Genomic DNA, 25,178 nt, shown 5'->3' on the forward strand with positions numbered 1-25,178 from the left:
TCCAGAGTTCGGGTCGTCGAATGCAGAAGCTTTTCAGGTGGGCCAGCAAATGGTGGCCGGGGTTGATTCCCCTGGTCGTCATGTGGGGATTTGCGGCCTGGAATAATACCTTACCGGTCGAAGCCGACCTGTCGGCCCGTAGCACAGCCGCGCTCAAGGGCACCGTTCTGGACAAGACCCGGATCGCGGTCGACGGCCGCGACGTCAGCCTGGCCGCGGACGCCTTCTCCGAGGAGGGGCGCCGCGACGCCGTGACGGCGGTCGAGACCGTCCCCGGCGTGCGCCTGGTGGACGACCGCACCCGCCTTGTTCCCGAGGCCAGGCCCTTCGTCTGGAACGCCGAGCGCGACGTGGTGCGGGTGACGCTGTCAGGCTCCGCGCCCTTGCCCTCGATGAAGGGCCGGCTGACCGAGGCGGCCCGCAAGGAGGTCGGCGGCGCCGAGGTGGCCGACCAGATGGGGCTGGCGCGCGGCGCGCCGCCGCGGTTCGAAGCCGCCGCCATGCTGCTGCTGGACCAGATCGGCAAGCTGAAGGACGGCAAGATCACGATCTCGGATACCCAGGTCAATCTGTCGGGCATGGCGCGCGACCTCGGCGGCCGTGAAGCGATCGCAGCTGCGCTGAAGAACCTGCCGGAGGGCTTTTCGGTCGCCGCCAACGACGTCAAGGCGCCGCCTTATATCTTCCAGGCGTACAAGGATCCGGTTGCCGCCGCGGTGACGCTGACCGGCTACGTTCCGGACAACAATGTGCATACGGCGATCGCAACCAGCGCCTCGCGAAAATTCTTCACCGAAAAGGTGGTCGACAATCTCAAGGCCAGCATCGGCGCGCCCGGCTCCTTCAGCACGGCCGTGATCGCAGCGCTCGGCGCGCTGTCGCGACTGTCGACCGGCACGCTCGTCGTCTCCGACCGCGAGGTGAAGCTGTCGGGCGATGCACTCTACGAGGGGGCTGCCAACGACATCCGCGCAGGTCTTGGCAAGGACTTCCCGAAGAACTGGCAGTACAAGCCGGAGATCACCGTGAAGCCTGCGGCAGGGCCGGTCGACGGCACCGTGTGCCAGCAATTGTTCACGGACATCCTGGCCAAAGGCAAGATCCGCTTCGCCGCCAAGCGCGCCGACATCGATCCGGACTCCACCGCCATCCTCGATCAACTGATCGAGACGGCGCTGCGCTGCCCCACGACAAACGTCGAGGTCGCCGGACATACCGATGCGGACGGCGAGGAAGGCTTCAATCGGGCTCTCTCGGAGAAGCGCGCGCAGGCGGTGATCGACTATCTGGTCAAGGCAGGGCTGCCCGCCGGCCGTTTCACCGCGGTCGGCCATGGCAGCACGCAGCCCCTCGCTGGCAACGACACCGACGACGGCAAGGCGAAGAACCGCCGCATCGAATTTCTGGTGAGGTGACGATGCCCTATCTCGTCTCGTTTCATCTGGGTTGGCTGATGGGTTCGCTGCTGCTGGGTTTTTGCATGGGCTGGATCTCGGTGGTCCAGCGCGGCAACGGCACCTCGAAGGTGACGGCGCGCTGGCTTGCCGCGCTTGCCGTCGCACTGGTCGCAACCTCGTTCGCCCATGTGGTCCCCGGCCGCTTCGGCTACTGGCTCGACCTCGGCCTGATCTTGTTCGCCTGCTACCTCGTCGGCTGCACCATCGGTGCATGGCTGCGTGACCGCGTGGTCTCGCGCAGCCAGCCTGCGGCCTGAGCCTTCGGCTCGCGACGATCGGGCCGGCGCAGCGGTCTGGCCGCTCCCGGGCCCGCCTTTCGCGCCCGTGACCTTCCGGCGGATCCGCCCCCCCTTTCAACAGGCAGGCATGCCCCATAGATTGACGTCGGCTTAAGGCGTGACGGAACATTGTACGGCCGAAATCATCAAACCTTCACGGCGCCTGCGCAGGATCGCCATGGAGATTCGCCTCAAGTCTGCCGCCGAAGGCGCCAAACCGTGCATCAGGAGCCCCACCCTGCCTAAAATATTGAATGCACGAGTTTTTGTTCGAATTGGCGAATTCCACTCGGCCCGAAAACGCGCTAGTGGAGGGACAGGGGGCATGCGCGATGCCGGAGCCGGCGGCGAGGGTTCGTTGAGTGCCTGTGCGTCGTCCGCCCGTTCGCCGGCCACCCTAGCCGCTGAAGCGTTGTTCGAGGTCTAGATGCTGGAAGCCATACGCAGGGCGATGACGTTTCTGCGCCAGAAGCAAATCCTGCATAAGCTTGGAGTTGTGATCAGCGTCGCGGTCATCGGCATCGCTTGCTATGTGCTCTACCACATGCTGCGAGGCATCGATTTCAACGAGGTCTTCGAAGCGATCAAGAGCACCGAGCCGAGCCAGATTGCGATGGCGGCGCTGTTCGTCGCCGCGGGCTATTTCACCCTGACCTTCTACGACCTGTTCGCCGTGCGCGCGATCGGCCACGCCCACGTGCCCTACCGCATCAATGCGCTCGCGGCCTTCACCAGCTATTCGATCGGCCACAATGTCGGTGCATCCGTCTTCACCGGCGGCGCGGTGCGCTATCGCATCTATTCGGCTTACGGGCTGAACGCGATCGACGTCGCAAAGATCTGCTTCCTCGCCGGCCTGACCTTCTGGCTCGGCAACGCCGCCGTGCTCGGCCTCGGCATCGCCTATCATCCGGAGGCCGCCGCCTCAATCGACCAGCTTCCGCCGTGGCTGAACCGGACGCTGGCGCTGATGATCATCGTGGGGCTGGTCGGCTACGTGGTCTGGGTCGCGACCCAGCCGCGCGTGGTCGGCCGCGGCCCCTGGACCGTGGTGCTGCCAGGCGGCCCGCTGACGCTGCTCCAGATCGCGATCGGCATCATCGATCTCGGCTTCTGCGCGCTCGCGATGTACGTGCTGGTCCCGGACGAGCCCAATCTCGGCTTTGTGGTGGTCGCGGTGATCTTCGTCTCGGCGACGCTGCTCGGGTTCGCCAGCCACTCGCCCGGCGGGCTGGGGGTGTTCGACGCCGCCATGCTGGTCGGCCTGTGGCAGATGGACCGCGAGGAGCTTCTGGGCGGCATGTTGCTGTTCCGCGTGCTCTATTATCTGTCCCCCTTCGTCATATCTGTAATCTTGCTGACGTTTCGCGAAGTTATGATCGGCGCACGATCGAAGCGCTTGCAGCAGGCGGCGCTCAAGCTCGACCCCGGTCCTGCGCGTGAAGCCGCCTATGTGAGAGAGCGTAGCGACGGCGCCAAGCCTTAGGACAAGCCTCAGGAGAAGTCCGCCCCGATGGCGATCGACGCCCCATCTTCTCCCTCCGCCCAGCCTTGGTCCGACCGGCTGCGGCACTCGACCATCATCCTGATCGCTGCAGCCCTGGCGCTGTCCGTTGTCGTCTCGCTCGGTGAATTGTCGGCGCTGCACGCCGGGGTCGTGTTCCTCTGTATCGCGGCCGCTGCACTGATCCCGTGGCGCCTGCACGATCCCGCCGCTTCGCGCGACGACGTCAGGCGCATCAACCCGGTCGAGAGCGCGGCGGTGGCCGCGGTCGTCGCCGGCATGCCGGATCCGGCGGTGCTGCTCGACCGCGCCGGCCGCGTCATCCACCTCAATGCCGCCGCCGCCCAGCTCGCGCCGGCGCTCCGGCGGAACGAGCTCGCCCAGTTCGCGCTGCGCTCGCCGGAGATCATCACGGCGCTGCGCGAAGCGATCGCAACCACCGAGCCGCGGCGCGCGACCTATCTTGATCATGTCCCGGTGGACCGCTGGATGGAGCTCATGATCACGCCGGTGCCGGTGCCGACCAGCTTCGGCGGCGCCGACAAATGCATGCTGATGACCTTTCACGACCAGACGCCGCTGCGGCGGGTCGAGGAGATGCGCGCCGACTTCGTGGCCAATGCCAGCCACGAGCTGCGCACGCCGCTCGCCGCGCTGTCGGGCTTCATCGACACGCTCCAGGGTCAGGCCAAGGACGACCCCAAGGCGCGCGAGCGCTTCCTCGGCATCATGCACAATCAGGCTACCCGCATGGCCCGCCTTATCGACGATCTGTTGTCGCTGTCGCGGGTCGAGCTGTCGGCCCATGTCCGGCCGGACACCCTGGTCGACCTGCTGCCGATCATCCGCCAAGTCGCCGACGGGCTGGAGCCGCTTGCGCGCGAGCGGCAGGTCGAGGTCGAGATCCATTTGCCTGATAGTCCGGTGATGATCGCGGGCGACCGCGAGGAGCTGCTCCGGCTGTTCGAGAATTTGATCGAGAACGCGCTCAAATACGGCGCCTCCGGCGGACGCGTCATCGTGTCGCTGACCTCGGGCGCGGCCACTGACGGAACTCAGGAAATCCGGATCGTGGTTCGCGATTTCGGCCCCGGAATCGCGCCCGAGCACCTGCCACGGCTGACCGAGCGGTTCTACCGGGTCGATGTCGGCGACAGTCGCTCGCAGGGCGGGACCGGGCTCGGATTATCGCTGGTGAAACATATTCTTAATCGCCATCGCGGCCGGCTTTTGATCGAAAGCGTGCCCAAACAGGGCGCCACTTTCACCGCCTGCTTTCCTCGGGCCAAGACTTTAGGTTAGGCTCCAAATCCAAGCGATTTCAATCGCTTGATGGCGTCATTCGACTGTCACGAAACCTTCGTAAAAGTACAGCCGACCGCTCCTAAAGGGGCGGCGTGGGGAGCGCGATCGGGCGCGGATGGCGCTTCGCTCCCCTGTATGGAGACCAGCATGAATTTCCTTAAAACAATCGTCGCTGCCGGCTTGGTCGCCGCATCGGCAACGGTGGCCTCTGCCGCCGATATCACCGGCGCAGGTGCGACGTTCCCGTTCCCGATCTATTCGAAGTGGGCGGACGCCTACAAGAAGGAGACGGGCAACGGTCTGAACTACCAGTCGATCGGCTCTGGCGGCGGCATCAAGCAGATCCAGGCCAAGACCGTGACCTTCGGCGCCAGCGACGCGCCGCTCAAGGCCGAGCAGCTCGAGAAGGACGGTCTCGTCCAGTGGCCGATGGTGATGGGTGCCATCGTTCCCGTCGTCAACCTCGAGGGCGTGAAGCCCGGCGAACTGGTGTTCGATGGCGAGACCCTGGCCAGCATCTATCTCGGCAAGATCACCAAGTGGGATGACGCGGCGATCAAGAAGCTCAATCCGAACGTGAAGCTGCCCTCGGAGGCGATCACCGTGGTCCGCCGTTCGGACGGTTCGGGCACCACCTTCAATTTCACCAACTACCTCGCCAAGGCCAGCCCGGACTGGAAGAGCAAGGTCGGTGAGGGCACCGCGGTCGAGTGGCCGGTCGGCGTCGGCGCCAAGGGCAATGAAGGCGTGTCGGGAAACATCAGCCAGACCAAGAACTCGATCGGTTACGTCGAGTACGCCTATGCCAAGCAGAACAAGCTGACCTACGCCGGTCTCGTCAACAAGGCCGGCAAAGCCGTGCAGCCGACCGTCGAAGCGTTCCAGGCCGCTGCTTCCAACGCCGACTGGGCCAAGGCGCCCGGCTACTATGTCATCCTGACCGATCAGCCCGGCGAGAAGTCCTGGCCGATCACCGCGGCGACGTTCATCCTGATGCACAAGTCCGCGACCGACAAAGCGGCCTCGCAGGAAGCCATCAAGTTCTTCCGCTGGGCCTTCAAGAGCGGCAGCAAGGCGGCCGAGGATCTCGATTACATCCCCATGCCGGACAGCGTCGTCCAGCAGATCGAGAAGACCTGGGCTGCCGAGATCAAGAGCTAAGCTCTCCTCTCGTGTCCCGGACGCGGCGCAGCACGCAAGTGCTGCTCCGCAGAGCCGGGGCCTACAAGAACTGGGCCCCGGATCAGCGTCGCAGCGCTTCGCGCTGCGTCGCATCCGGGGCAAGAGGATAACAAAAAGCGTATTAGTCTTGGTACAGGGGATCGGCGTGGCAGAAATGTCCGTTCAGAGCGATATCATCGACGACGCCGGACCGTATGACCGCGCCAAGGCCTTGAGCGCGTTCAAGTTCGGCGACGTCACCTTTTACTGGATCACGCGGCTGTCCGCGATCTCGGTGCTGCTGATCCTCGGCGGGATCATCATCTCGCTGATCGTCGGCGCGTTTCCCGCGATCAGGGAATACGGCCTCTCCTTCCTCTGGACGCAGCGCTGGGCGCCGTCGGCAGATCCGCCCGTGCTCGGCGCGCTTGGGCCGATGTACGGCACGCTCGTCACCTCCTTCATCGCGATGCTGATCGCCATTCCGGTCGGCCTCGGCATTGCGATCTTTCTCACCGAGCTCTGCCCGCAATGGCTGCGCCGCCCGATCGGCATGGCGATCGAGCTGCTTGCCGGCATTCCCTCGATCATCTACGGCATGTGGGGCTTCTTCGTGCTGGGCCCGTTCCTGGCCAACACCTTCCAGCCCTTGATGATCAGGATCTTCGACGGCGTGCCGGTGCTGGGCGCGATCTTCGCGGGTCCCCCGTCCTATCTCAGCACGTTCAACGCCGCGCTGATCCTCGCCATCATGGTGCTGCCCTTCATCACCTCGATCTCGGTCGACGTGTTCAAGACGGTGCCGCCGGTCCTGAAGGAAGCCGCCTACGGCGTCGGCTGCACCACCTGGGAAGTCGTGCGCAGCGTGGTCATTCCCTACACCCGCGTCGGCATCATCGGCGGCGTCATGCTGGCGCTGGGCCGTGCGCTCGGCGAGACCATGGCGGTGACCTTCATCATCGGCAACTCGTTCCGCATCTCCTCCTCGATCTTCGCGCCGGGGACGACGATCTCGGCGGCGATCGCATCCGAATTCGCCGAGAGCGACGGCCTGCACCAGTCCGGCCTGATCCTGCTCGGCCTGTTGCTGTTCGTGCTGACGTTCTTCGTGCTCGCGGCCGCGCGGCTGATGCTGATGCGTCTGGACAAGAAGGCGGGGAACTAACGTCATGGCCCTCAATCCGATCTATTCGCGCCGCCGCCGCAAGGACATCGTCATCCGTGGGCTCTGCATCGCCGCGGCCGCCTTCGGCGTCACCTGGCTCGCGCTGATCCTGGCCACGCTGCTCTACAACGGCTTGGCTGGCCTCAATCTCCAGGTCTTCACCGCCGACACGCCGCCGCCCGGCTCGACCGAGGGCGGCCTGCGCAACGCCATCGTCGGCTCGATCATCATGACCGTGCTCGGCGTCGGCATCGGCGCGCCGCTCGGCCTGTTCGCCGGCACCTATCTCGCCGAGTACGGCCGTAACGACAAGCTGACCTCGGTGATCCGCTTCATCAACGACATCCTGCTCTCGGCGCCCTCGATCATCATCGGTCTGTTCATCTATGGCGCGGTGGTGGTGCCGATGCGCGGCTTCTCCGCGATCGCAGGCGCGCTGGCACTCGCGGTCATCGTCATCCCGGTGGTAGTGCGCACTACCGAAGACATGCTGCTGCTGGTGCCGAATCCGCTGCGTGAAGCCGCCAGCGCATTGGGCCTGCCGCGCTCGCTGGTGATCAAGCGGATCGCCTATCGCGCCGCCCGCTCCGGCCTCATCACCGGCGTGCTGCTCGCCACCGCCCGCGTCGCCGGGGAGACCGCGCCGCTGCTGTTCACAGCGCTGTCGAACCAGTTCTTCAGCCTCGGCCTGGACAAGACGATGGCCAACCTGCCGGTCACCATCAACAATTTCGTCCAGAGCCCCTACGCCTATTGGAAGCAGCTCGCCTGGAGCGGTGCGCTGCTGATCACCCTGACCGTGCTTGCCCTGAACATTGGCGCGCGCATCATCGGCGCCGAGAGGACTGCAAAATGAGTGAAATGTCTGTTTCCGTGAGCGCGCCGAGCGTTCATCCCGGCTCGCAGCCGCTGCCCGAGGCACCGGCCAAGGTCACCGCGCGCAATCTCAACTTCTACTACGGTGAGCACCATGCGCTGAAGAACATCAATCTGGCGCTCGGAACCAACCGTGTCACAGCCTTCATCGGCCCGTCCGGTTGCGGCAAGTCGACCCTGCTGCGCATCTTCAACCGGATGTACGATCTTTATCCGGGCCAGCGCGCCACCGGCCAGCTGATGCTCGACCAGACCAATATTCTCGACCCCAGGCTCGACCTCAATTTGCTGCGCGCCCGGGTCGGCATGGTGTTCCAGAAGCCGACGCCGTTCCCGATGACGATCTACGAGAACATCGCCTTCGGCATCCGTCTCTACGAGAAGATCTCGAAATCCGAGATGGACGTCCGTGTCGAGAAGGCGCTGCGCGGCGGCGCGCTGTGGAACGAGGTCAAGGACAAGCTCAACGCCTCCGGCCTGTCGCTCTCCGGCGGCCAGCAGCAGCGCCTGTGCATCGCCCGCACCGTCGCTGTCAGGCCCGAGGTGATCCTGTTCGACGAGCCTTGCTCGGCGCTAGACCCGATCTCGACCGCCAAGATCGAGGAGCTGATCCAGGAGCTGTCCGAGAACTACACGATCGCGATCGTCACCCATAACATGCAGCAGGCGGCGCGCGTCTCCGACAAGACCGCCTTCATGTATCTCGGCGAGCTGATCGAATTCGACGACACCAGCAAGATCTTCACGTCGCCGACCGACCGGCGCACGCAGGATTACATCACCGGCCGGTTCGGCTGAGGAGACGGAACATGGGTACCGAACATACCGCCAAGGCTTTCGACACCGACCTCCAGGAGCTCACGCGCCTGGTTGCCGAGATGGGCGGGATCGCCGAGCGCATGATCGTCGAATCCGTCGACGCGCTGATCCGCCGCGACGTCGCGCTCGGCCAGCGCGTGGTCTCCATCGACGCCGAACTCGACGCGCTGCAGAAGCGCATCGAGGAACGCGCCGTGCTCACCATCGCCCGCCGCCAGCCGATGGCGGTGGATCTGCGCGAGATCGTCGGCGCCATGCGCGTTGCGACCGACCTCGAGCGGATCGGCGACCTCGCCAAGAACATGGGCAAGCGCGTCGCCGCGCTGGAGACCGACTTCCATCCGCTGAAGCTGTTCCGCGGCCTGGAGCACATGACCGACCTCGTGCAGCAGCAGGTCAAGTCGGTGCTGGACGCCTATGCCGCGCACGATCTGCCGGCGGCGATGGCGGTGTGGAAGGGCGACGAGGAAGTCGACGCGATCTGCACCTCGCTGTTCCGCGAGCTCCTCACCTACATGATGGAGGATCCGCGCAACATCTCGTTCTGCATCCATCTGATGTTCTGCGCCAAGAACATCGAGCGGATCGGCGACCATGCCACCAACATCGCCGAGACCGTGTTCTACATGATCGAGGGCCAGGCGATCACCGACAAGCGGCCGAAGGGCGACATGACCACCTTCGCCACGACGATCCCGAATAGCTGAAGACCTTAAGGAGCGACGACACCATGGGCGCACGCATTATGGTGGTTGAGGATGAGGAAGCTCTCACGGAGCTGCTTCGCTACAACCTCGAAGGCGACGGCTATGACGTCGAGACGGTGATGCGCGGCGACGACGCCGACACCCGCCTCAAGGAGCACATTCCCGACCTGATCGTGCTCGACTGGATGCTGCCGGGTCTGTCAGGCATCGAGCTGTGCCGCCGCCTGCGCACCCGTCCGGAGACCAAGCAACTGCCGATCATCATGCTCACCGCGCGCGGCGAGGAGAGCGAGCGGGTGCGTGGCCTTGCGACCGGCGCCGACGACTACATCGTCAAGCCGTTCTCGGTGCCGGAGCTTCTGGCGCGCGTGAAGGGCCTGCTCAGGCGCGCCAGCCCCGAGCGGCTCGCCACCGTGCTCGCCTATGGCGACATCGAGCTCGACCGCGACAAGCGCCGCGTGGCGCGCTCGGGCCGGCCGATCGACCTCGGCCCGACCGAATATCGCCTGCTGGAGTTCTTTCTGGAGCATCCCGGCCGCGTGTTCTCGCGCGAGCAACTGCTCGATAGCGTCTGGGGCCGCGACATCTACATCGACGAGCGCACCGTCGACGTCCATATCGGCCGCCTCCGCAAGCTGCTCAATCTCGGCCGCGAGCAGGACCCGATCCGCACCGTCCGCGGCGCGGGTTATGCGCTGGACGATCGCTTTGCGAAGGCGGAGCAGACGTAGGATTTGCGGGTGGCAGACGTGATGGCGCGGGCTGCCGCCGCATTCTCTCCGATGTCGTCCCTGCCTAGTGCGCAATTGCGCGGGGCGCAGGGACCCGTAACCACAGGGAATGGTTTGGCGAAGACCAGGAGTGACCATCTCGCGCAACAACTGCGCCCTGTGGTCATGAATCCCCGCGTGCGCGAGGATGACACCGAGTGGGTGGAGCCGTCATCATGTGACAGCGCCGTCCGTGCAATCAGCTAAATCCGCTTACCGCGGGCCCGGCTTCGGTGCCGCACGACGACGGTCCGCTGCGGGCTGATACGCCACGCGCGAGTGCTGAGCGCAGTAGGGCAGGCCGGAGAGCGACTTGCCGCCGCAGAAGAAGAAATCCGGGCTCGAGGGATCGCCGACCGGCCAGTGGCAGGTCGCCTCGTTCAACTCCAGCAGCGACAGCCGCTGGCTCATCGGCACCACGTTGTCGTAGGTGACCGGTTCGGCCTCCACCTCGACCTCAAAAGCCTGCGCCAGCGCGGTGTTGCCGCGCGAAATGGGGCGGCTCACCCGCATCATGTGCTGCGCGGGACGCGCCTTGCGCGGCCGGGGTGCTGCCGATGAAGGGCTCTTGGCGCGGCCGGACAGACCGAGCCTGTGCACTTTGCCGATCACGGCATTGCGGGTCACATTGCCGAGCTCTGCTGCGATCTGGCTGGCCGAAAGTCCGGCCTCCCAGAGCTTTTTCAGCTGCTCGACGCGATCATCGGACCAGGTCAAAACCGTCATTGCACCCTTTCCCTCGCTGCCGGCCAGCCATCCTGGGGCCTTGCAGCGAATGCTTAAGCCTTCAAAAACCCGTGCCGTCAGAATCCCTTAAGGCTCGCCGGGCGCGTGACTGACGCCCGAACGTTTACGCCGGTACATAAGGACTCTTGGGATCAGAACCGCTGCACGAGATGTCGTATCTGACAATCCAAACGCTACAATATGGCGTGACTCCCGCGCAAGAGTCCGCCGACTCGCTTCCACATGTTCCGTGGTGAAAACCTGCAAAATCGCCACCGCAAGACTACGGATTCGACGTTTCCCGAGGCTTTCCGGGCGGCATTGACACCCGTTTCACCAGGCATAAGATGGTGTCACGTGCCGCCCTTAAAAGGCGGCACGTTTCGTTTTCCGGGCCGGTCTGGTGCGTTGCGCAATGCAAGCGTCACACCGTCCGCAACATTCAAGTGATCGTCATGACTAACCGCGCAGCGCCGCATTTGCTCCCCGTTTTCGCCAGGGCCGACCTCGGTTTCGAACGCGGCGAAGGCTGCTGGCTGATCGCGACCAACGGCGATCGCTATCTGGATTTTACCTCGGGCGTCGCTGTGAATGCGCTCGGCCATTGCCACCCGCATCTGACCAAGGCGCTGCAGGAGCAGGCGACCAAGCTCTGGCACATGTCGAACCTGTTCCAGAGCCCGGACGGCGAGAAGCTCGCCGTGCGCCTGTGCAATGAGAGCTTTGCGGACTTCGTGTTCTTCTGCAATTCCGGCGCCGAAGCGCTGGAGGGCGTGATCAAGCTGGTCCGCCATCATCACTTCTCGAAGGGCCATCCCGAGCGCTACCGCATCATCACCTTCGAAGGCGCCTTCCATGGCCGCACCCTGGCAACGCTCGCCGCGACCGGTTCTGCAAAATATCTCGAAGGTTTCGGCCCGCCGATGGACGGTTTCGACCAGGTCCCGCATGGCGACCTCGAAGCCGTGAAGAAGGCGATCGGCCCTGACACGGCTGGCATCCTGATCGAGCCGATCCAGGGCGAGGGCGGCGTGCGCTCGGCGACGCCTTCTTTCCTCAAGGCGTTGCGCCAGCTGTGCGACGACAAGGGCCTGCTGCTCGCATTCGACGAGGTGCAGACCGGCATGGGCCGCACTGGGGATCTCTTCGCCTATCGCCGCACCGGCGTCACACCTGACGTGATGTCGCTGGCGAAGGCGCTCGGCGGTGGCTTCCCGATCGGCGCGGTGCTGGCGACTGCGGATGCGGCCTCCGGCATGGGACCCGGTTCGCACGGCTCGACCTTCGGCGGCAATCCGCTGGCGATCTCGGCGGCCAACGCGGTGCTCGACGTCATGCTCAAGCCCGGCTTCTTCGACCACGTGCAGAAGATGTCGCTGCTGCTCAAGCAGAAGCTCGCCTCCGTAATCGACCGTCACCCCGACGTCGTGAGCGAAGTCCGCGGCGAGGGCCTCCTGATCGGCATCAAGGCCGTGCTGCCTTCGGGCGATCTCGTGGCCGCCTTGCGAGGCGAAAAGCTGCTCACTGTCGGCGCCGGCGACAATGTCGTGCGCTTCCTGCCGCCTCTGATCGTCACCGAAGCCGAGATCGAGGACAGCGTCGGGCGGCTCGAACGCGCCTGCGCTGCAATCTCGTCCAGTCAGACCAAGCGGGCGGCAAGCTGATGAGCAAGTCGCCGAAACACTTCCTCGACATCAACGAGCTGCCGCTGTCGGAGCTCAAGCGCATGCTCGCCGCATCGTGCGCCATGAAGGCGAAGCAGAAGGCGCAGCAGCCGGTCAAGCCGCTCGAAGGCAAGACCCTGGCGATGATTTTCGAGCGTCCCTCGACGCGGACGCGCGTATCATTCGACGTCGCCATGCGCCAGCTCGGTGGCGAGCCCATCATGCTCACCGGCGCCGAGATGCAGCTCGGTCGCGGCGAGACCATCGCCGACACCGCGCGCGTGCTGTCGCGCTATGTCGACGCCATCATGATCCGCATCCTCAATCACGAGGCGCTGCTGGAGCTTGCGGCCAACGCCACCGTGCCCGTCATCAACGGCCTGACGCGGCGCTCGCACCCCTGCCAGGTGATGGCGGACCTCATGACTTACGAGGAGCATCGCGGCTCGATCGAGGGCAAGACGGTGGCCTGGACCGGCGACGACAACAACGTGCTGGCGTCCTGGGCGCATGCCGCCGAACGTTTCAAGTTCCAGCTCAATGTCGCAACGCCGCCCGAACTCGCGCCGAAAAAGGCGATGCGCGACTTCATCAAGACGACCGGCGCGCCGATCGTGCTCGGCACCGATCCGGAAGCCGCCGTGCGCGGCGCCGATTGCGTCGTCACCGACACCTGGGTGTCGATGGGCGACAAGGAAGGCGAACATCGCCACAACGTGCTCAAGCCCTATCAGGTCAACGGCAAGCTGATGTCGCTCGCCAAGCCCGATGCGCTCTTCATGCATTGCCTGCCGGCCCATCGCGGCGAGGAGGTCACGGATGAAGTGATCGACGGCCCGCAATCAGTCGTGTTCGACGAGGCCGAAAACCGCCTGCACGCGCAGAAGGGCATTTTGGCCTGGTGCTTTGACGCGGTGAAGTAGCCTTCTCTGTCGCCCGGATGGAGCGCAGCGCAATCCGGATTTGTGTCAGCGGATGGATTGGTCCCGGATTACGCTACGCTCCATCCGGGCTACGCGGGCCGCCGCTCCGAGAGCGGCGGAATGTCGGCACCCCCTTCCATTTCCCGTCCTCCGACCCCAGATAGACCGCTATGGTTTCCCAATTCCCTGACATGAAAGCCGGGCCCGAAGGTCCGGTTCGCGCACCATCAGCGGTTCCGATCGACGACGCCGTGCTGCCCTACGAGGTCGATGCGCTCGACGTGCGCGGCCGTCTGGTGCGGCTTGGTCCGGCGCTCGACGAGATTCTGACCAAGCACGATTACCCGGCGCCGGTCGGCAAGCTGCTCGGCGAGGCCATCGTGCTGACGACGCTGCTCGGCACCGCGCTGAAATTCGAGGGGCGCTTCATTCTGCAGGCCCAGACCGACGGCCCGGTGTCGTTCCTGGTCGTGGACTACATGGCGCCGGATCGCCTGCGCGCCTATGCGCGCTTTGACGCGGCGCGTCTCGGCGAGACCAGGGATTCCGGCGCGCTGCTCGGCCACGGTCATCTCGCCATGACCATCGACCAGGGTCCCGACATGAGCCGCTATCAGGGCCTTGTCGCGCTCGATGGCGGCAGCCTGGAAGACGCCGCCCACGAATATTTCCTGCGCTCCGAGCAGATCCCGACGCGCGTGCGCCTCGCGGTCGGCGAGGAGTGGCGATCGAGCGACGGCGGTAAGCATCGCTGGCGCGCCGGCGGCATGCTGATGCAGTTTCTGCCGAAGGCGCCGGAGCGCGGCCGGCAGGCGGACTTGCATCCCGGCGATGCCCCCGATGGCGTCGAGGTGCACAGCGTCAAGGAAGACGACGCCTGGGTCGAGGCGCGCTCGCTGATCGAGACTGTCGAGGACGTCGAGCTGATCGATCCCGAGCTCTCCGGCGAGCGGCTGCTGTTTCGCCTGTTCCACGAGCGCGGTGTGCGCGTGTTCAATCCGATGATCCTCAAAGCGCAGTGCTCGTGCTCGCGCGATGCCGTCGCCTCGATGCTGAGGAGCTTCTCGCCCGACGACCGCGCCGCGATGGTCAAGGACGACAAGGTGGTCGTGACCTGTGAGTTCTGCTCGTCGGTGTATCAGTTCACGCCGGATGAAGCGGGCGTCGACGGGGCGGAGTAGAGTACCGTAGCCCGGATGAAGCGCAGCGCAATCCGGGGCGCCGCTCGCCCGGCATCTCGCACTATCCCGGATTGCGTTGCGCTCATCCGGGCTACGTGACCGCGCCTGTGTCGCCCGCTGTCAATCCACCCGCGCAAAGATATTCCACTTCACCGAAATTCGGTTTTGTCGTATGTGTCGCTCATCCCGGCTCATCCAAGAGGGGCGATCTTGTGGTCGTCGCGTTCGCGAGCCGGGCTGGCGGTGGACGCGGCAGCGTCGGCACGAGATGGGACGGGCAGGGCGGGTAGTCCCTGTGAGCCTGAAACCGCGTGCGGACGAGCGGCGCTGTCAGGTTCGTCTCGCCTGTAAGTTTCCGGCTTTGTCGACAGGGCTGGGAAAACTGCGGCGACATGGCGAGCCGTGCGTACGGCAAAACCGTGTGGTCCTGGCCGTCGTTGCTACGGTCAAGCCTTTCGAAGGTGCGAGCGAGCCCAACCGGGCAGACTGCATCATCCATTCGCGGGGTGAGGGAGGCCAGAAGGAAAGTTCGGCTCCCGGGAGAGCACGGCATAAGCCGTCCGACCATCGCGCAGGGAAGGCCGAGTGATCGGCACCACCTGTATGCTGCTGTGCGGTTTTTCCTGCGTGCGCATTTCGCGCAGTGGACCGCGGGTGCGAGCTGGCACCCGGCCTTCCCTGCACCCTCTTGGCTCAAGAGGGTGGAGCGACGAAGCAAAGCTCGGGCGAAATGCGCCGCGAGAACGCGAAGGCGTGTCTGCGATGATGTAGGATGGGTAGAACGAAGCGAAAGCCATCATGCTTCCGCGAGGGATCAGAGACGATGGTTTTCGCATCGTTCTACCCATCCTACTTGCGGACGGCGCCGCCCTAATTCAACACCCGCTTGTTGTCCGGACTGTCCAGCGAAAACGCGGGCACGTCGATTTCGAAGCGCTCGCCGCTTTCGGTGATCATCTGGTAGCGGCCGGTCATGAAGCCGGAGGCGGTCGAGAGTGGGACGCCCGAGGTATATTCGAAGCGCTCGCCGGGGGCCAGGATCGGCTGCTCGCCGACCACGCCCTCGCCCTTCACCTCCTGCTGGCGGCCGGAGGCGTCGGTGATGATCCAGTGCCGCGTCTTGAGCTGCACGGTCTCCTCGCCGGAATTGGTGATGACGATGGTGTAGGACCAGAAGTAGCGGGAACGGTCGGCCGACGACTGCTCCGGAACAAAGTTCGGCTCGACGGTCACTTCGATTTGACGGGTCACGGCGCGGTACATGGTTGCTACCATACCGAAATCCGGCTCCGGAACCAAACGCCGCAGGCAGCTTTGGCGACATCGTCCCGCCAGAATTCAAAGGGAATGACACCTCCAGAAAACATCCCCAAGAAAACCTCCCCAAGAAAACATTCCAAGCAAGCAACCCATTCTGATCCGGTCGCTTTGCGAGATGACGTCCGGACCGGTACACTCCTTGACACGTCGCGATTTGCGGAAGGGTTTTTGGCCCCCGATGACCATTGCAGACCAAGTGACGGGACAGACGGTCGCGGGAACCGCCAGGCCCGCGGGAGCGAAGCCACGCGCGTCCGCCCCTGCCATCACGCTGCCCGCCATCGGCGAGCGCGAGCTCCGGCTCGATCTGTTCCGCGGGCTCGCGCTGTGGCTGATCTTCATCGACCATCTGCCGGCCAGTCTGTTGACGTGGTTCACGATCCGCAATTACGGCTTCAGCGACGCCACCGAGATCTTCATCTTCATCTCGGGCTACACCGCGGCCTTCGTCTACGGCCGGGCGATGCTGGAGAGCGGGGTCCTCATCGCCACCGCGCGCATCCTGCGCCGGGTCTGGCAGATCTACGTCGCCCACGTCTTCCTGTTCACGATCTTCCTCGCCGAGATCTCCTATGTCGCGACCAGGTTCGAGAACCCGCTCTACACCGAAGAAATGGGCATCCTGGACTTCCTCAAGCAGCCCGACATCACCATCGTGCAGGCGCTGCTGCTGCGCTTCCGCCCCGTCAACATGGACGTGCTGCCGCTCTACATCGTGCTGATGCTGGCGCTGCCGCTGATCCTGTGGTCGATGAAATGGCGCCCGGACTTCACGCTCGGCCTCTCGGTCGCGCTCTACGTTGTCACCTGGGAATACGATCTCTATCTGTCGGCCTATCCGAACGGCTTCTGGGCCTTCAATCCCTTCGCCTGGCAATTGCTGTTCGTGTTCGGTGCATGGTGCGCGCTCGGAGGTGCGCGACGGATGTCGCGCATCCTGGCCTCGCCCGTGACGATGTGGATATCGATCGCCTATCTCGCAGCGGCGTTCTGCGTGACGCTGACCTGGTACGTGCCGCAGCTCTCCCACTTCATGCCGAAGCGGCTCGAGCAGTGGATGTATCCGATCGACAAGACCGATCTCGACGTGCTGCGCTTCACCCATTTCCTGGCGCTGGCCGCGCTCACCGTGCGCTTCCTGCCCCGTGATTGGCCGGGCTTGAAATCGCGCTGGCTGCGACCATTGATTCTATGCGGGCAGCATTCCCTCGAGATCTTCTGCCTCGGCGTCTTCCTGGCCTTCGCAGGCCATTTCATTCTCGCCGAAGTCTCCGGGGGCGCAGCCATGCATGCGCTGATTAGTCTCTCCGGGGTCCTGATCATGTGGGGCGTGGCGTGGGTGATTTCGTGGTACAAGCGGGTGGCTGACAAAAGCGGTGCGAAAACCAAAAACGCCGTCGGCAACGCCGATCTGGCGGGAGGGGGCTGATGAAGGCGAAGGTTCTCCTGAGCCTGATCCTGCTATGCGGTAGCCTCGCCACGCCTGTGGCGCGCGCGGGCGATGCCGCGCCTGCCGCGCCCCCGGCCTGCGAACTGCCGTCCTATCTGCTTACCAGCGAAAGTCGGCTTCCCAAGGTCGCCGATGCCATCAAAGCCGGCAAACCGCTCGACATCCTCGTCATCGGCAGCCGCTCGACCACGATTCCGTCTTCGGAAAGCAGCTCCTATCCGGCTCGCATGGAGGCGATCCTCAGGGAGAAGCTGCCGGCGTCCGAGGTGCTGCACGTCTCCGTAGAAATACAGAGCAAGAGAACGGCGGAGGAGGCGGCTTCCACCTTCGTTAAGCTGATAGAGGGAAAAACGCCTACTTTGGTCATCTGGCAGACCGGGACCGTGGATGCTATCCGATCCATCGATCCCGACGAATTTCGCAGCGCCGTGACCGCCGGGGTTGTTGCGTTGCAAAAGGCAGGGGCCGACGTCGTCTTGATGAATTTGCAGTACAGCCCGCGCACCGAAACGATGATCTCGGCGCAACCGTTTCTCGATAACATGCGCGTGGTGGCGCAGGAGCACGATATTCCGCTGTTCGATCGTTTTGCGATCATGCGGCAGTGGAATGATCAGGGTCAGTTTGACCTGTTCAGCCCGTCCCGCGGGCCCGAACTGGCGAAGCAGGTCCATGATTGCCTTGGCCGGGCGTTGGCACAGTTCGTGATTGACGCTGCCCATCTGGAGCCGGCCCAGCAGTAAAATTGAGGTCTAGCGTTAATGAGTTCTCTCCGCCCTTTTTGCCTGACGGCATGGTTGGCCGCACCTGCAGCAGCGATGCTGTTGTTGCTGACGCCGGCCTCGCATGCGCAGGCGCCGGCCACGCAGGCGACGCCCGCACCCGCGCAGTCGGCTGATCCCGCTTCCGCTTCGCCCTCCCAGACCACGGTCGCAGCGACGTCGCCCGAGCAGCGCGGCGTCACGGCGCGCGCCGTCGACAAAGTCAAGCAGGTCGCCAAATCCGCTGCCGACGTCTTCAGCCGCGTGCCCTGCCTGCCGCCGAAGGGTGGCGCAAAGGCGATGGGCACGCTGCCGCACGTCGCAAGCAAGCTCGTCGCGGGCAAGCCTGTCGTCATCGTCGCGTTCGGCTCGTCGTCGACTGCAGGATTCGGCGCGAGCTCGCCGGAGTTCAACTATCCGAACCGTCTCGCGGCGCAACTGCACCGGCACTATCCGACCGCCGACATCACCGTGGTCAATGCCGGCGTCGGCGGCGAGGACGCGCCCGAGATGATGAAGCGCCTTCAGACGCAGGTGATCGACGTGCATCCGGATCTCGTGATCTGGCAGGTCGGCACCAACGCCGTGCTGCGCAACCTCGATCCAGGCGATACCGCAAAGCTGGTCGAGGACGGCATCAGCCGCATTCAGGCCGCCGGCGGCACCGACATCGTGCTGGTCGATCCGCAATATTCGCCGGCCGTCAACCAGCGCAAGGAGAGCGCCGGCAAGATGATCAAGCTGCTCGGCAAGGTCGCCGAGCTCCGCCACGTCGGCATCTTCCCGCGCTTCGAGGTGATGCGCGACTGGCACGAGAACCAATCAATCCCGGTCGAGAGCTTCGTGATCGCCGACGGCCTGCACATGAACGATTGGGGCTACGCCTGCTTCGCCCAACTGCTCGGCGACGACATCATCCGCTCCGTCGGCCAGATCAAGCTCGGGGTGAACGTGCCGGCCGACGTGCGGACGTATCGGCCGATGTAGGCATCGGTGCCGTAGGGGGGGCAAAGGCGCGTCCCGCCGTGCCCACCATCTCGTCATGATAATCGATAGCGGTGGGAACGCGTCGCTTTGCCCACCCTACGAGACCTTCGCCCGTTACGCCTTCTCCAGCGCGGCGGTCAGATCCTCGATCAGATCATCCGCATGCTCGAGTCCCGCGGAGAAGCGGATGAAGCCTTCGCCGATGCCGAGGGCGGCGCGGTCTTCCGGCTTCAGGCGCTGATGCGTCGTGGTCGACGGATGCGTGACGAGGCTTTTGGCGTCGCCGAGATTGTTCGAGATCCTCGCAAGCTTGAACTCGTTGAGCACGCGGAACGCGGCCTGCTTGCCGCCCTTGACCTCGAAGCCGACCAGCGTCGAGCCGCCGCGCATCTGCTTTTTCACCAATGCCGCCTGCGGATGATCGGCGCGGCCGGGATAGACCAGCCGTGCGATCTTCGGATGGCTCGCCAGCACCTCGGCGATACGCGCCGCGGTATCGGTCTGCGCGCGCACGCGCACGCCTAGCGTTTCCAGGCCCTTGAGCAGGACCCAGGCGTTGAACGGCGAGATCGAGGGGCCGGTCTGGCGCATGAAATTGTGGATGTGCTCGGCGATGAAGGCTTCCGAGGACAGGATGACGCCGCCGAGGCAGCGGCCCTGGCCGTCGATATGCTTGGTCGCGGAATAGACCACGACGTCGGCGCCGAGCGCGAGCGGACTCTGCCAGATCGGGGTGGCGAACACGTTGTCGACGACGAGCCGCGCGCCGGCCTTGTGCGCGATCTCGGCGATGCCGGGAATGTCGAGCACGTCGAGCGTCGGATTGGTCGGGCTCTCCAGGAAGAACGTCTTGGTGTTCGGCTGCACGGCGCGCTGCCATTGGTCAAGGTCGAGCCCGTCGACCAGCGTGGTCTCGATGCCGTAGCGCGGCAGCAAATCCTGCACGACGTAGAGGCACGAGCCGAACAGCGCCCGCGAGGCCAGCACGTGGTCGCCGGCCTTTAGCGGCGCCAGGATCGCGGTCGTCACCGCGGCCATGCCTGTTGCCGCCGAGCGGGCGGCCTCGGCACCCTCGAGCTCGATCATGCGGCGCTCGAACATCGCGATGGTGGGATTGGAGTAGCGCGAATAGATGAAGCCCGGATCCTCGCCCTTGAACCGCGCCTCGCACTCCTCGGCGCTGTTGTAGACGTAGCCCTGAGTGAGGAACAGCGACTCCGACGTCTCGCCATATTGCGAGCGCAGGGTGCCGGAATGGACCAGGCGGGTTTCGGGACGGTAGTGCGCGGTGGGCGCCGGGGACTTCGACATAGGACCTCCTGAAGTGACCATCGAAAATGGTCACAAAAAAACCGGCCTGGAATATTTCCACGGGCCGGGATCACAGAGGTCCCCGGCCTGTTTAGCGACTTATTTAACGTGGCTGCAAGCCGGCCGGCTCAAATCACCACGGGATAAGTGATGCTCATATTCCGCAATGCCCTTTCCGTCAAGGCGTCCATCGGATAGCCGTAAAAGGCTTGTATTTCCTGCATGTCCGGATGCATTTGAGCCCTGATGAGGACCCGCGGTTGACGTTCACGGTCGCGCCCGACGCCAATGGTATCCTGCCCGACCGCATGATCGCGGCCATGGCGGACGCGGGTCTCATCCTGCCCGCCTACGACTTCGTCGAGAGCCAGATCCAGCCGGCGAGCCTCGATCTGCGCCTCGGCGACATCGCCTATCGCGTCCGCGCCAGCTTCCTGCCCGGTCCCGGCGCCACCGTCGCCGAGCGCATCGACGAATTGAAGCTGCACGAGTTCAGCCTCGCCGACGGCGCGGTGCTGGAGACCAACTGCGTCTACATCGTGCCGTTGCTGGAGAGCCTCGCGCTGCCGCCGGAGATCGTTGCAGCCGCGAACCCGAAGAGCTCGACCGGCCGCCTCGACGTCTTCACCCGCGTGATCGCCGACGGCACCCGCCGCTTCGACATGATCGGCGCAGGCTATCACGGTCCGCTCTATGCCGAGATCAGCCCGAAGACCTTTCCGGTGCTAGTCAGCGAGGGCTCGCGTCTGAGCCAGGTGCGTTTCCGCACCGGCGACGCCATCCTCAACGCCGACGAACTCGATGGCTTGCATGCCGCCGAGCGCCTCGTCGACATCGACGATGCCGATCTGTCGGGCGGCGTCGCCGTCTCCGTCGATCTGTCGGGCGAGAACGCGAACGGCTTCGTCGGTTATCGCGCCAAGCGCCACACCGGCGTCATCGACGTCGATCGCCGCTCCGGTTACGCGGTGGAAGATTTCTGGGAGCCGATCTCTGCACGTCCCGACGGCAGCCTGATCCTGGATCCCGGCGAGTTCTACATCCTCGCTTCGAAGGAAGCCGTGCAGGTGCCGCCCGACTACGCCGCGGAGATGGTGCCGTTCGATCCCTTGGTCGGCGAATTCCGCGTGCACTACGCTGGCTTTTTCGATCCGGGCTTCGGCTATGCCGGTGCCGGCGGGCTAGGATCGCGCGCCGTGCTGGAGGTGCGCTCGCGCGAAGTGCCGTTCATCCTCGAACACGGCCAGATCGTCGGCCGCCTCGTCTACGAGAAAATGCTGGCGCGCCCCGACGCCATGTATGGCCAGCGCATCGGTTCCAATTACCAGGCGCAGGGCCTCAAACTATCGAAGCATTTCCGCGTGTAGCCCGATGCTGTAGCCCGGATGGAGCGCAAGCATAGTCCGGGTGCTCTCGCCAGTGAGAAGATTCCGGATTGCGCCACGCTCCATTCGGGCTACATGCGAGGTGCTGACATGAGCAATCAATCCGAGCTCGACGCAAAGATCGCCGAAGATGTCGCGGACGCGCTGATCTATTCGGATCGCTCCGGCACGATCATGCGATGGAACCGTGCAGCGACGGCCCTGTTCGGCTTCTCCGCTACGGAAGCGCTCGGCCAGAATCTGGATCTGATCATTCCCGAACATTTGCGCGCCGCGCACTGGAAAGGTTTCGAGGCCGCGCTCGCGAGCGGCAGCATGAAGCTTGCGGGCAAGCCGACGCTGACCCGCGCGCTGCACAAGAGCGGACGCAAGCTCTACATCGAGATGACCTTCGCGCTGGTGCGGGATTCCGGCGGCAACGTCCTGGGATCCGTGGCGATGGCGCGCGATGTCACCGAACGGGTTGAGCGCGAGCGAGCGGCCAAGACGCCCTAGCGCATCGGAGAAAACGGCGCCGGCAGATAGATGTCCGTCTGCATGCTGGCGAGATGGCTCGGGCCTCCCGGCGGCGGCCAGAGGCCTTCCGCCACGGCCTTACCGCGCAGCCGCGCCCGTTCGTCGAGCGACGGATAGGGCCAGACGTGCATGAAGCGGGTCACGGTGCCGGTGAGCGAGGTCATCGCCGCAAGCAGCGGTGACAGGACCTTCCGGCCCGGCACGCTCTTGCGCCAGAGCTCCGTCGTCGGCGTCAGCCCGTCCGGCTTCAGCACGTAGCTGCGGACCTCGTAGCACGGGCCGAACTGGCCGGCCTGCATCGGCTCGATGAAATCGAACGAGACATAGGTGTCGATGCTCATCTCGGCGATGAACTCGCCGGCGCCGAACGGGCTTCGTTCGGTCAGCAGCGCCTGCCGGTTGGCAAGGGCGGTCGCTGCATCTCCCGCCTTGCGGATGATGAGGATGCGGTTGAGCGCGCCGATCTCCGAATACCAGCACGCCAGGAGATCCGGATCGGCGGTGAGGCGGGGTTGCAGGACCGCGAGTGCCTGCGGATGGGTGCCTGGCCGGACGGTGACGATCGTCACCTCGTAATGCTGCGCCACGTTTGGTCTCCTCCCGGACGTTCCTGCGACAAGCGTTGTGATTGACAAGACGCGCCCGCCAATCCTAGCGTGGTCAGAGGTCTGACCACCACCATAACGAGCCAGGCCGCGAACGACAATGTCTGCGGCAAACGAGCGGCTCGACACGCTCATTCCCAGGCAGAGGAAACAACAGGGGAGGACTAGAGTGACCAGATCATCTCTGTGGCTGGCCGGCGCCGTTGCGGCGACGGTTCTGGGCTTTGCTGCGCCGGCATCGGCGGCCAATCCGGTGCGGATCGGCATCCTGTGGCCGCTCACCGGGAACGCGGCGGCGGCCGGACAGGCCTCGAAGGCGGCGGTCGAGGTGGCGCTCGACATCATCAACAACCCGCATCCGGAACTGGCGAACCTGCCGCTGGCGGCGACCGGCGGCCTGCCGAACCTCGGCGGTGCCAAGATCGAGATCACCTTCGTCGATCACCAGGGTGATCCATCGACGGCGCAGCAGCTTGCAACGCGCCTTGTCACCCAGGACAAGGTCCACGCGCTGATGGGCGCGTACCAATCCTCGTGCAGCTTCACCGCCACGGCGGTCGCCGAACGCCACGGTGTTCCCTTCATGGTCGGAGAATCTGCCGCCCTCAACATCACCGGCCGCGGTTTCAAATGGGTGTTCCGGGGAACGCCGATCGCCTCCGATTACGCGCGCACCTACATGCGCTTCTTCGCCGAGATGAAGGGGCAGGGCAAAAAGATCGAATCCATCGCCGTCGTCAACGAGAACACGGATTACGGCACCTCGGTCAGCGATGCGATCGAGGCCGAGGCCAAGAAGTCCGGCGTTCCCGTCGCGATCCGCATCCCCTACAGCGCCAGCTCGACCGACGTTTCGGCGCAGGTGCTTCAGCTCAAGCAGCGCCAGCCCGACGTCGTGATCTTCATCAGCTACACGGCGGACGCGATCCTGTACATGAAGACGATGCGCAATCTCGACTATCGTCCACCGATGGTGATCGGCGACGATACCGGCTTCTCCGATCCGTCCTTCGTTCCGGCGGTGAGCGACGTCGCCCAGGGCGCGATGAACCGCAGCGCCTGGGACATCGGCAAGCCCGGCTCGACCACGGCCAAGATCAACGAGATGTACAAGGCCAAGACCGGCCGCGATCTCGACGATACCAGCGCGCGCAACATGCAGAGCTTCTTCGCGCTGGCAGAGGCGATCGACCGCGCCGGATCGACCGATCCCGAGAAGATCCGCGACGCGCTGACCAAGACCGACCTGAAAGCCGAGCAGCTGATGATGGGCTATCAGGGCGTCAAGTTCGACAATACCGGCCAGAACGTTCTGGCGGCAACCTATCTGATCCAGCTCCAGGGCAAGCAATATCAGCTGGTCTGGCCGGAGGCCACGGCAAACGCGAAGCTGCAATGGCCGATGACCGGCTGGACTCCGTGAGCCGGATCGCAGGGCGATGATCGCTGTCCAGGTGATCGTGGGTGGCCTCCTGCTCGGGGCCATCTACGCGCTGTTCTCCTCCGGTCTCACGCTGATCTGGGGAATGATGAACTTCATCAACTTCGCGCATGGCGAGTTCGTCATGCTCGGAATGTATGCCGCCCTGCTCGTGGTGGTCTGGCTCGGCGGCGGGCCCGTCACGTTCGGCGCCGCCGCGGCCGGCGCGCTATTCGCGCTCGGCGCGGTGATCTATCTGTCACTGGTCCGGCACGTCCTGCGTGGTCCGATGCTGGCGCAGATCCTCTCGACCTTCGGCCTCGCGCTGCTGTTGCGCTACGCCGCATTCTGGTGGTTTTCGGCCAATTACGTCTCGCTGCCAGGGAATGCACTGTCAGGCACGATCGCGATCGGGGGCATCTTCATTCCGGTTGCGCAACTGGTGGCCGGTGTGGCAGCGATTGTTCTGACACTGCTGCTGCAACTGCTCCTGACGCGGACATTGATCGGCAGTGCGCTTTTGGCGGTCGCCGAGGATCCCGGCGCCGCGATGTTGATGGGCATCAGGCCCGATCGCATCCAGGCGCTGGCATGGGGCTTGTCCGCGGGCTCGGCCGGCGTCGCCGGCGCGCTGCTTGCGACGGCCTATCCATGGTCACCGTCGGTCGGCGAGACCTTCGGCCTCATTGCTTTCGTCGTCGTGGCATTCGGCGGCTTCGGTAGTGTGCTTGGGTCGCTTTATGCCGGGCTCATCATCGGCCTGATCCAGGCGGCGTCCGCATTCTGGCTCGGCGCGATCTACAAGGATGTCGTGGTGTACGCCCTGTTCGTGGCCCTGCTCTGGCTCCGGCCGCAAGGCCTGATGGGCAAGGCGTGAGGAGCCCCAT

At 64.7% G+C, this 25,178-nt stretch carries 24 protein-coding genes and 1 riboswitch; of the genes, 20 read left to right on the plus strand and 4 right to left on the minus strand.

Annotation, left to right across the window (positions count from 1 at the left end; genetic code table 11):
- Positions 1-20 precede the first annotated feature (20 nt).
- From IVB28_RS01760 to phoB, 10 genes are all read left to right on the plus strand, one after another.
- Complete coding sequence (locus IVB28_RS01760) at positions 21-1,415, plus strand: OmpA family protein (RefSeq protein ID WP_247524347.1); 1,395 nt, start codon at positions 21-23, stop codon at positions 1,413-1,415.
- Positions 1,416-1,417: 2 nt separating this feature from the next.
- On the plus strand, positions 1,418-1,714 hold the full coding sequence (locus IVB28_RS01765; protein WP_247524348.1) for a hypothetical protein: 297 nt from the start codon (positions 1,418-1,420) through the stop codon (positions 1,712-1,714).
- Between the two features lie 448 nt (positions 1,715-2,162).
- Entirely contained in the window at positions 2,163-3,221 is a 1,059-nt protein-coding gene (locus tag IVB28_RS01770; RefSeq protein WP_247524349.1) for a lysylphosphatidylglycerol synthase domain-containing protein, read from the plus strand.
- 27 nt (positions 3,222-3,248) lie between these two features.
- The gene (locus IVB28_RS01775; RefSeq protein ID WP_247524350.1) at positions 3,249-4,541 is read left to right on the plus strand and encodes an ATP-binding protein; all 1,293 of its coding nucleotides are present in this window, start codon (positions 3,249-3,251) and stop codon (positions 4,539-4,541) included.
- 150 nt (positions 4,542-4,691) lie between these two features.
- Positions 4,692-5,705: a phosphate ABC transporter substrate-binding protein PstS gene (gene pstS, locus IVB28_RS01780; RefSeq protein ID WP_247524351.1), complete on the plus strand. Its 1,014-nt coding sequence runs from the start codon at positions 4,692-4,694 to the stop codon at positions 5,703-5,705.
- A gap of 175 nt (positions 5,706-5,880) precedes the next feature.
- The gene (pstC, locus tag IVB28_RS01785) at positions 5,881-6,870 is read left to right on the plus strand and encodes a phosphate ABC transporter permease subunit PstC (RefSeq protein WP_247525317.1); all 990 of its coding nucleotides are present in this window, start codon (positions 5,881-5,883) and stop codon (positions 6,868-6,870) included.
- 4 nt (positions 6,871-6,874) lie between these two features.
- A complete protein-coding gene (pstA, locus tag IVB28_RS01790; protein WP_247524352.1) occupies positions 6,875-7,726 on the plus strand; it encodes a phosphate ABC transporter permease PstA in 852 nt (283 codons plus the stop codon).
- On the plus strand, positions 7,723-8,544 hold the full coding sequence (pstB, locus tag IVB28_RS01795) for a phosphate ABC transporter ATP-binding protein PstB (protein WP_247524353.1): 822 nt from the start codon (positions 7,723-7,725) through the stop codon (positions 8,542-8,544). Before pstA ends, pstB begins: the two co-directional genes overlap by 4 nt.
- A gap of 11 nt (positions 8,545-8,555) precedes the next feature.
- The gene (gene phoU, locus IVB28_RS01800; protein ID WP_247524354.1) at positions 8,556-9,272 is read left to right on the plus strand and encodes a phosphate signaling complex protein PhoU; all 717 of its coding nucleotides are present in this window, start codon (positions 8,556-8,558) and stop codon (positions 9,270-9,272) included.
- Positions 9,273-9,295: 23 nt separating this feature from the next.
- Positions 9,296-10,003 carry a phosphate regulon transcriptional regulator PhoB gene (gene phoB / locus IVB28_RS01805; protein WP_008143479.1) on the plus strand — a complete coding sequence of 236 codons (708 nt, stop codon included), beginning with the start codon at positions 9,296-9,298 and terminating at the stop codon, positions 10,001-10,003.
- A gap of 252 nt (positions 10,004-10,255) precedes the next feature.
- On the opposite strand, the gene IVB28_RS01810 is transcribed toward phoB, so the two are convergent.
- Positions 10,256-10,768 (minus strand): GcrA family cell cycle regulator, encoded by a 513-nt coding sequence (locus tag IVB28_RS01810; protein WP_247524355.1) that lies wholly within the window; start codon positions 10,766-10,768, stop codon positions 10,256-10,258.
- 455 nt (positions 10,769-11,223) lie between these two features.
- Here IVB28_RS01810 and IVB28_RS01815 point away from each other — a divergent pair, with 455 nt between their 5' ends.
- The 3 genes from IVB28_RS01815 (at position 11,224) to IVB28_RS01825 (ending at position 14,536) form a co-directional block, all read left to right on the plus strand.
- Positions 11,224-12,432 (plus strand): aspartate aminotransferase family protein, encoded by a 1,209-nt coding sequence (locus IVB28_RS01815; RefSeq protein WP_247524356.1) that lies wholly within the window; start codon positions 11,224-11,226, stop codon positions 12,430-12,432.
- Complete coding sequence (argF, locus tag IVB28_RS01820; protein WP_247524357.1) at positions 12,432-13,355, plus strand: ornithine carbamoyltransferase; 924 nt, start codon at positions 12,432-12,434, stop codon at positions 13,353-13,355. The genes IVB28_RS01815 and argF overlap by 1 nt, the downstream gene beginning before the upstream one ends.
- A gap of 170 nt (positions 13,356-13,525) precedes the next feature.
- The gene (locus tag IVB28_RS01825) at positions 13,526-14,536 is read left to right on the plus strand and encodes an Hsp33 family molecular chaperone (RefSeq protein ID WP_247524358.1); all 1,011 of its coding nucleotides are present in this window, start codon (positions 13,526-13,528) and stop codon (positions 14,534-14,536) included.
- Between the two features lie 870 nt (positions 14,537-15,406).
- Here IVB28_RS01825 and apaG read toward each other — a convergent pair.
- The gene (gene apaG / locus IVB28_RS01830; RefSeq protein WP_247525318.1) at positions 15,407-15,799 is read right to left on the minus strand and encodes a Co2+/Mg2+ efflux protein ApaG; all 393 of its coding nucleotides are present in this window, start codon (positions 15,797-15,799) and stop codon (positions 15,407-15,409) included.
- Positions 15,800-16,034: 235 nt separating this feature from the next.
- Between apaG and IVB28_RS01835 the strand changes: the two genes are divergently transcribed.
- From IVB28_RS01835 to IVB28_RS01845, 3 genes are read left to right on the plus strand one after another with little or no spacing between them, the layout of a single operon-like run.
- Positions 16,035-17,285, plus strand: a complete 1,251-nt coding sequence (locus IVB28_RS01835) for an OpgC domain-containing protein (RefSeq protein WP_247524359.1) — start codon at positions 16,035-16,037, stop codon at positions 17,283-17,285.
- Entirely contained in the window at positions 17,285-18,049 is a 765-nt protein-coding gene (locus tag IVB28_RS01840; RefSeq protein ID WP_247524360.1) for an SGNH/GDSL hydrolase family protein, read from the plus strand. The genes IVB28_RS01835 and IVB28_RS01840 overlap by 1 nt, the downstream gene beginning before the upstream one ends.
- 18 nt (positions 18,050-18,067) lie before the next feature.
- Entirely contained in the window at positions 18,068-19,054 is a 987-nt protein-coding gene (locus tag IVB28_RS01845) for an SGNH/GDSL hydrolase family protein (protein ID WP_247524361.1), read from the plus strand.
- Between the two features lie 114 nt (positions 19,055-19,168).
- On the opposite strand, the gene IVB28_RS01850 is transcribed toward IVB28_RS01845, so the two are convergent.
- A complete protein-coding gene (locus IVB28_RS01850) occupies positions 19,169-20,365 on the minus strand; it encodes an O-succinylhomoserine sulfhydrylase (RefSeq protein WP_247524362.1) in 1,197 nt (398 codons plus the stop codon).
- A gap of 70 nt (positions 20,366-20,435) precedes the next feature.
- Positions 20,436-20,515: riboswitch (SAM riboswitch) on the minus strand.
- A 110-nt stretch (positions 20,516-20,625) separates the two neighbouring features.
- Here IVB28_RS01850 and IVB28_RS01855 point away from each other — a divergent pair.
- On the plus strand, positions 20,626-21,732 hold the full coding sequence (locus tag IVB28_RS01855) for a 2'-deoxycytidine 5'-triphosphate deaminase (protein ID WP_247524363.1): 1,107 nt from the start codon (positions 20,626-20,628) through the stop codon (positions 21,730-21,732).
- Positions 21,733-21,840: 108 nt separating this feature from the next.
- The gene (locus IVB28_RS01860) at positions 21,841-22,245 is read left to right on the plus strand and encodes a PAS domain S-box protein (protein WP_247524364.1); all 405 of its coding nucleotides are present in this window, start codon (positions 21,841-21,843) and stop codon (positions 22,243-22,245) included.
- Here the strand turns inward: IVB28_RS01860 and IVB28_RS29470 are convergent.
- Positions 22,242-22,853, minus strand: a complete 612-nt coding sequence (locus IVB28_RS29470; protein ID WP_247524365.1) for an NIPSNAP family protein — start codon at positions 22,851-22,853, stop codon at positions 22,242-22,244. The genes IVB28_RS01860 and IVB28_RS29470 overlap by 4 nt on opposite strands.
- Before the next feature lie 187 nt (positions 22,854-23,040).
- Between IVB28_RS29470 and IVB28_RS01870 the strand changes: the two genes are divergently transcribed.
- Complete coding sequence (locus tag IVB28_RS01870) at positions 23,041-24,294, plus strand: ABC transporter substrate-binding protein (RefSeq protein WP_247524366.1); 1,254 nt, start codon at positions 23,041-23,043, stop codon at positions 24,292-24,294.
- A gap of 16 nt (positions 24,295-24,310) precedes the next feature.
- Positions 24,311-25,168, plus strand: a complete 858-nt coding sequence (locus IVB28_RS01875) for a branched-chain amino acid ABC transporter permease (protein WP_247524367.1) — start codon at positions 24,311-24,313, stop codon at positions 25,166-25,168.
- Positions 25,169-25,178 lie beyond the last annotated feature (10 nt).

The organism is Bradyrhizobium sp. 199, assembly GCF_023073355.1.
In the GTDB taxonomy this organism is placed as follows: domain Bacteria; phylum Pseudomonadota; class Alphaproteobacteria; order Rhizobiales; family Xanthobacteraceae; genus Bradyrhizobium.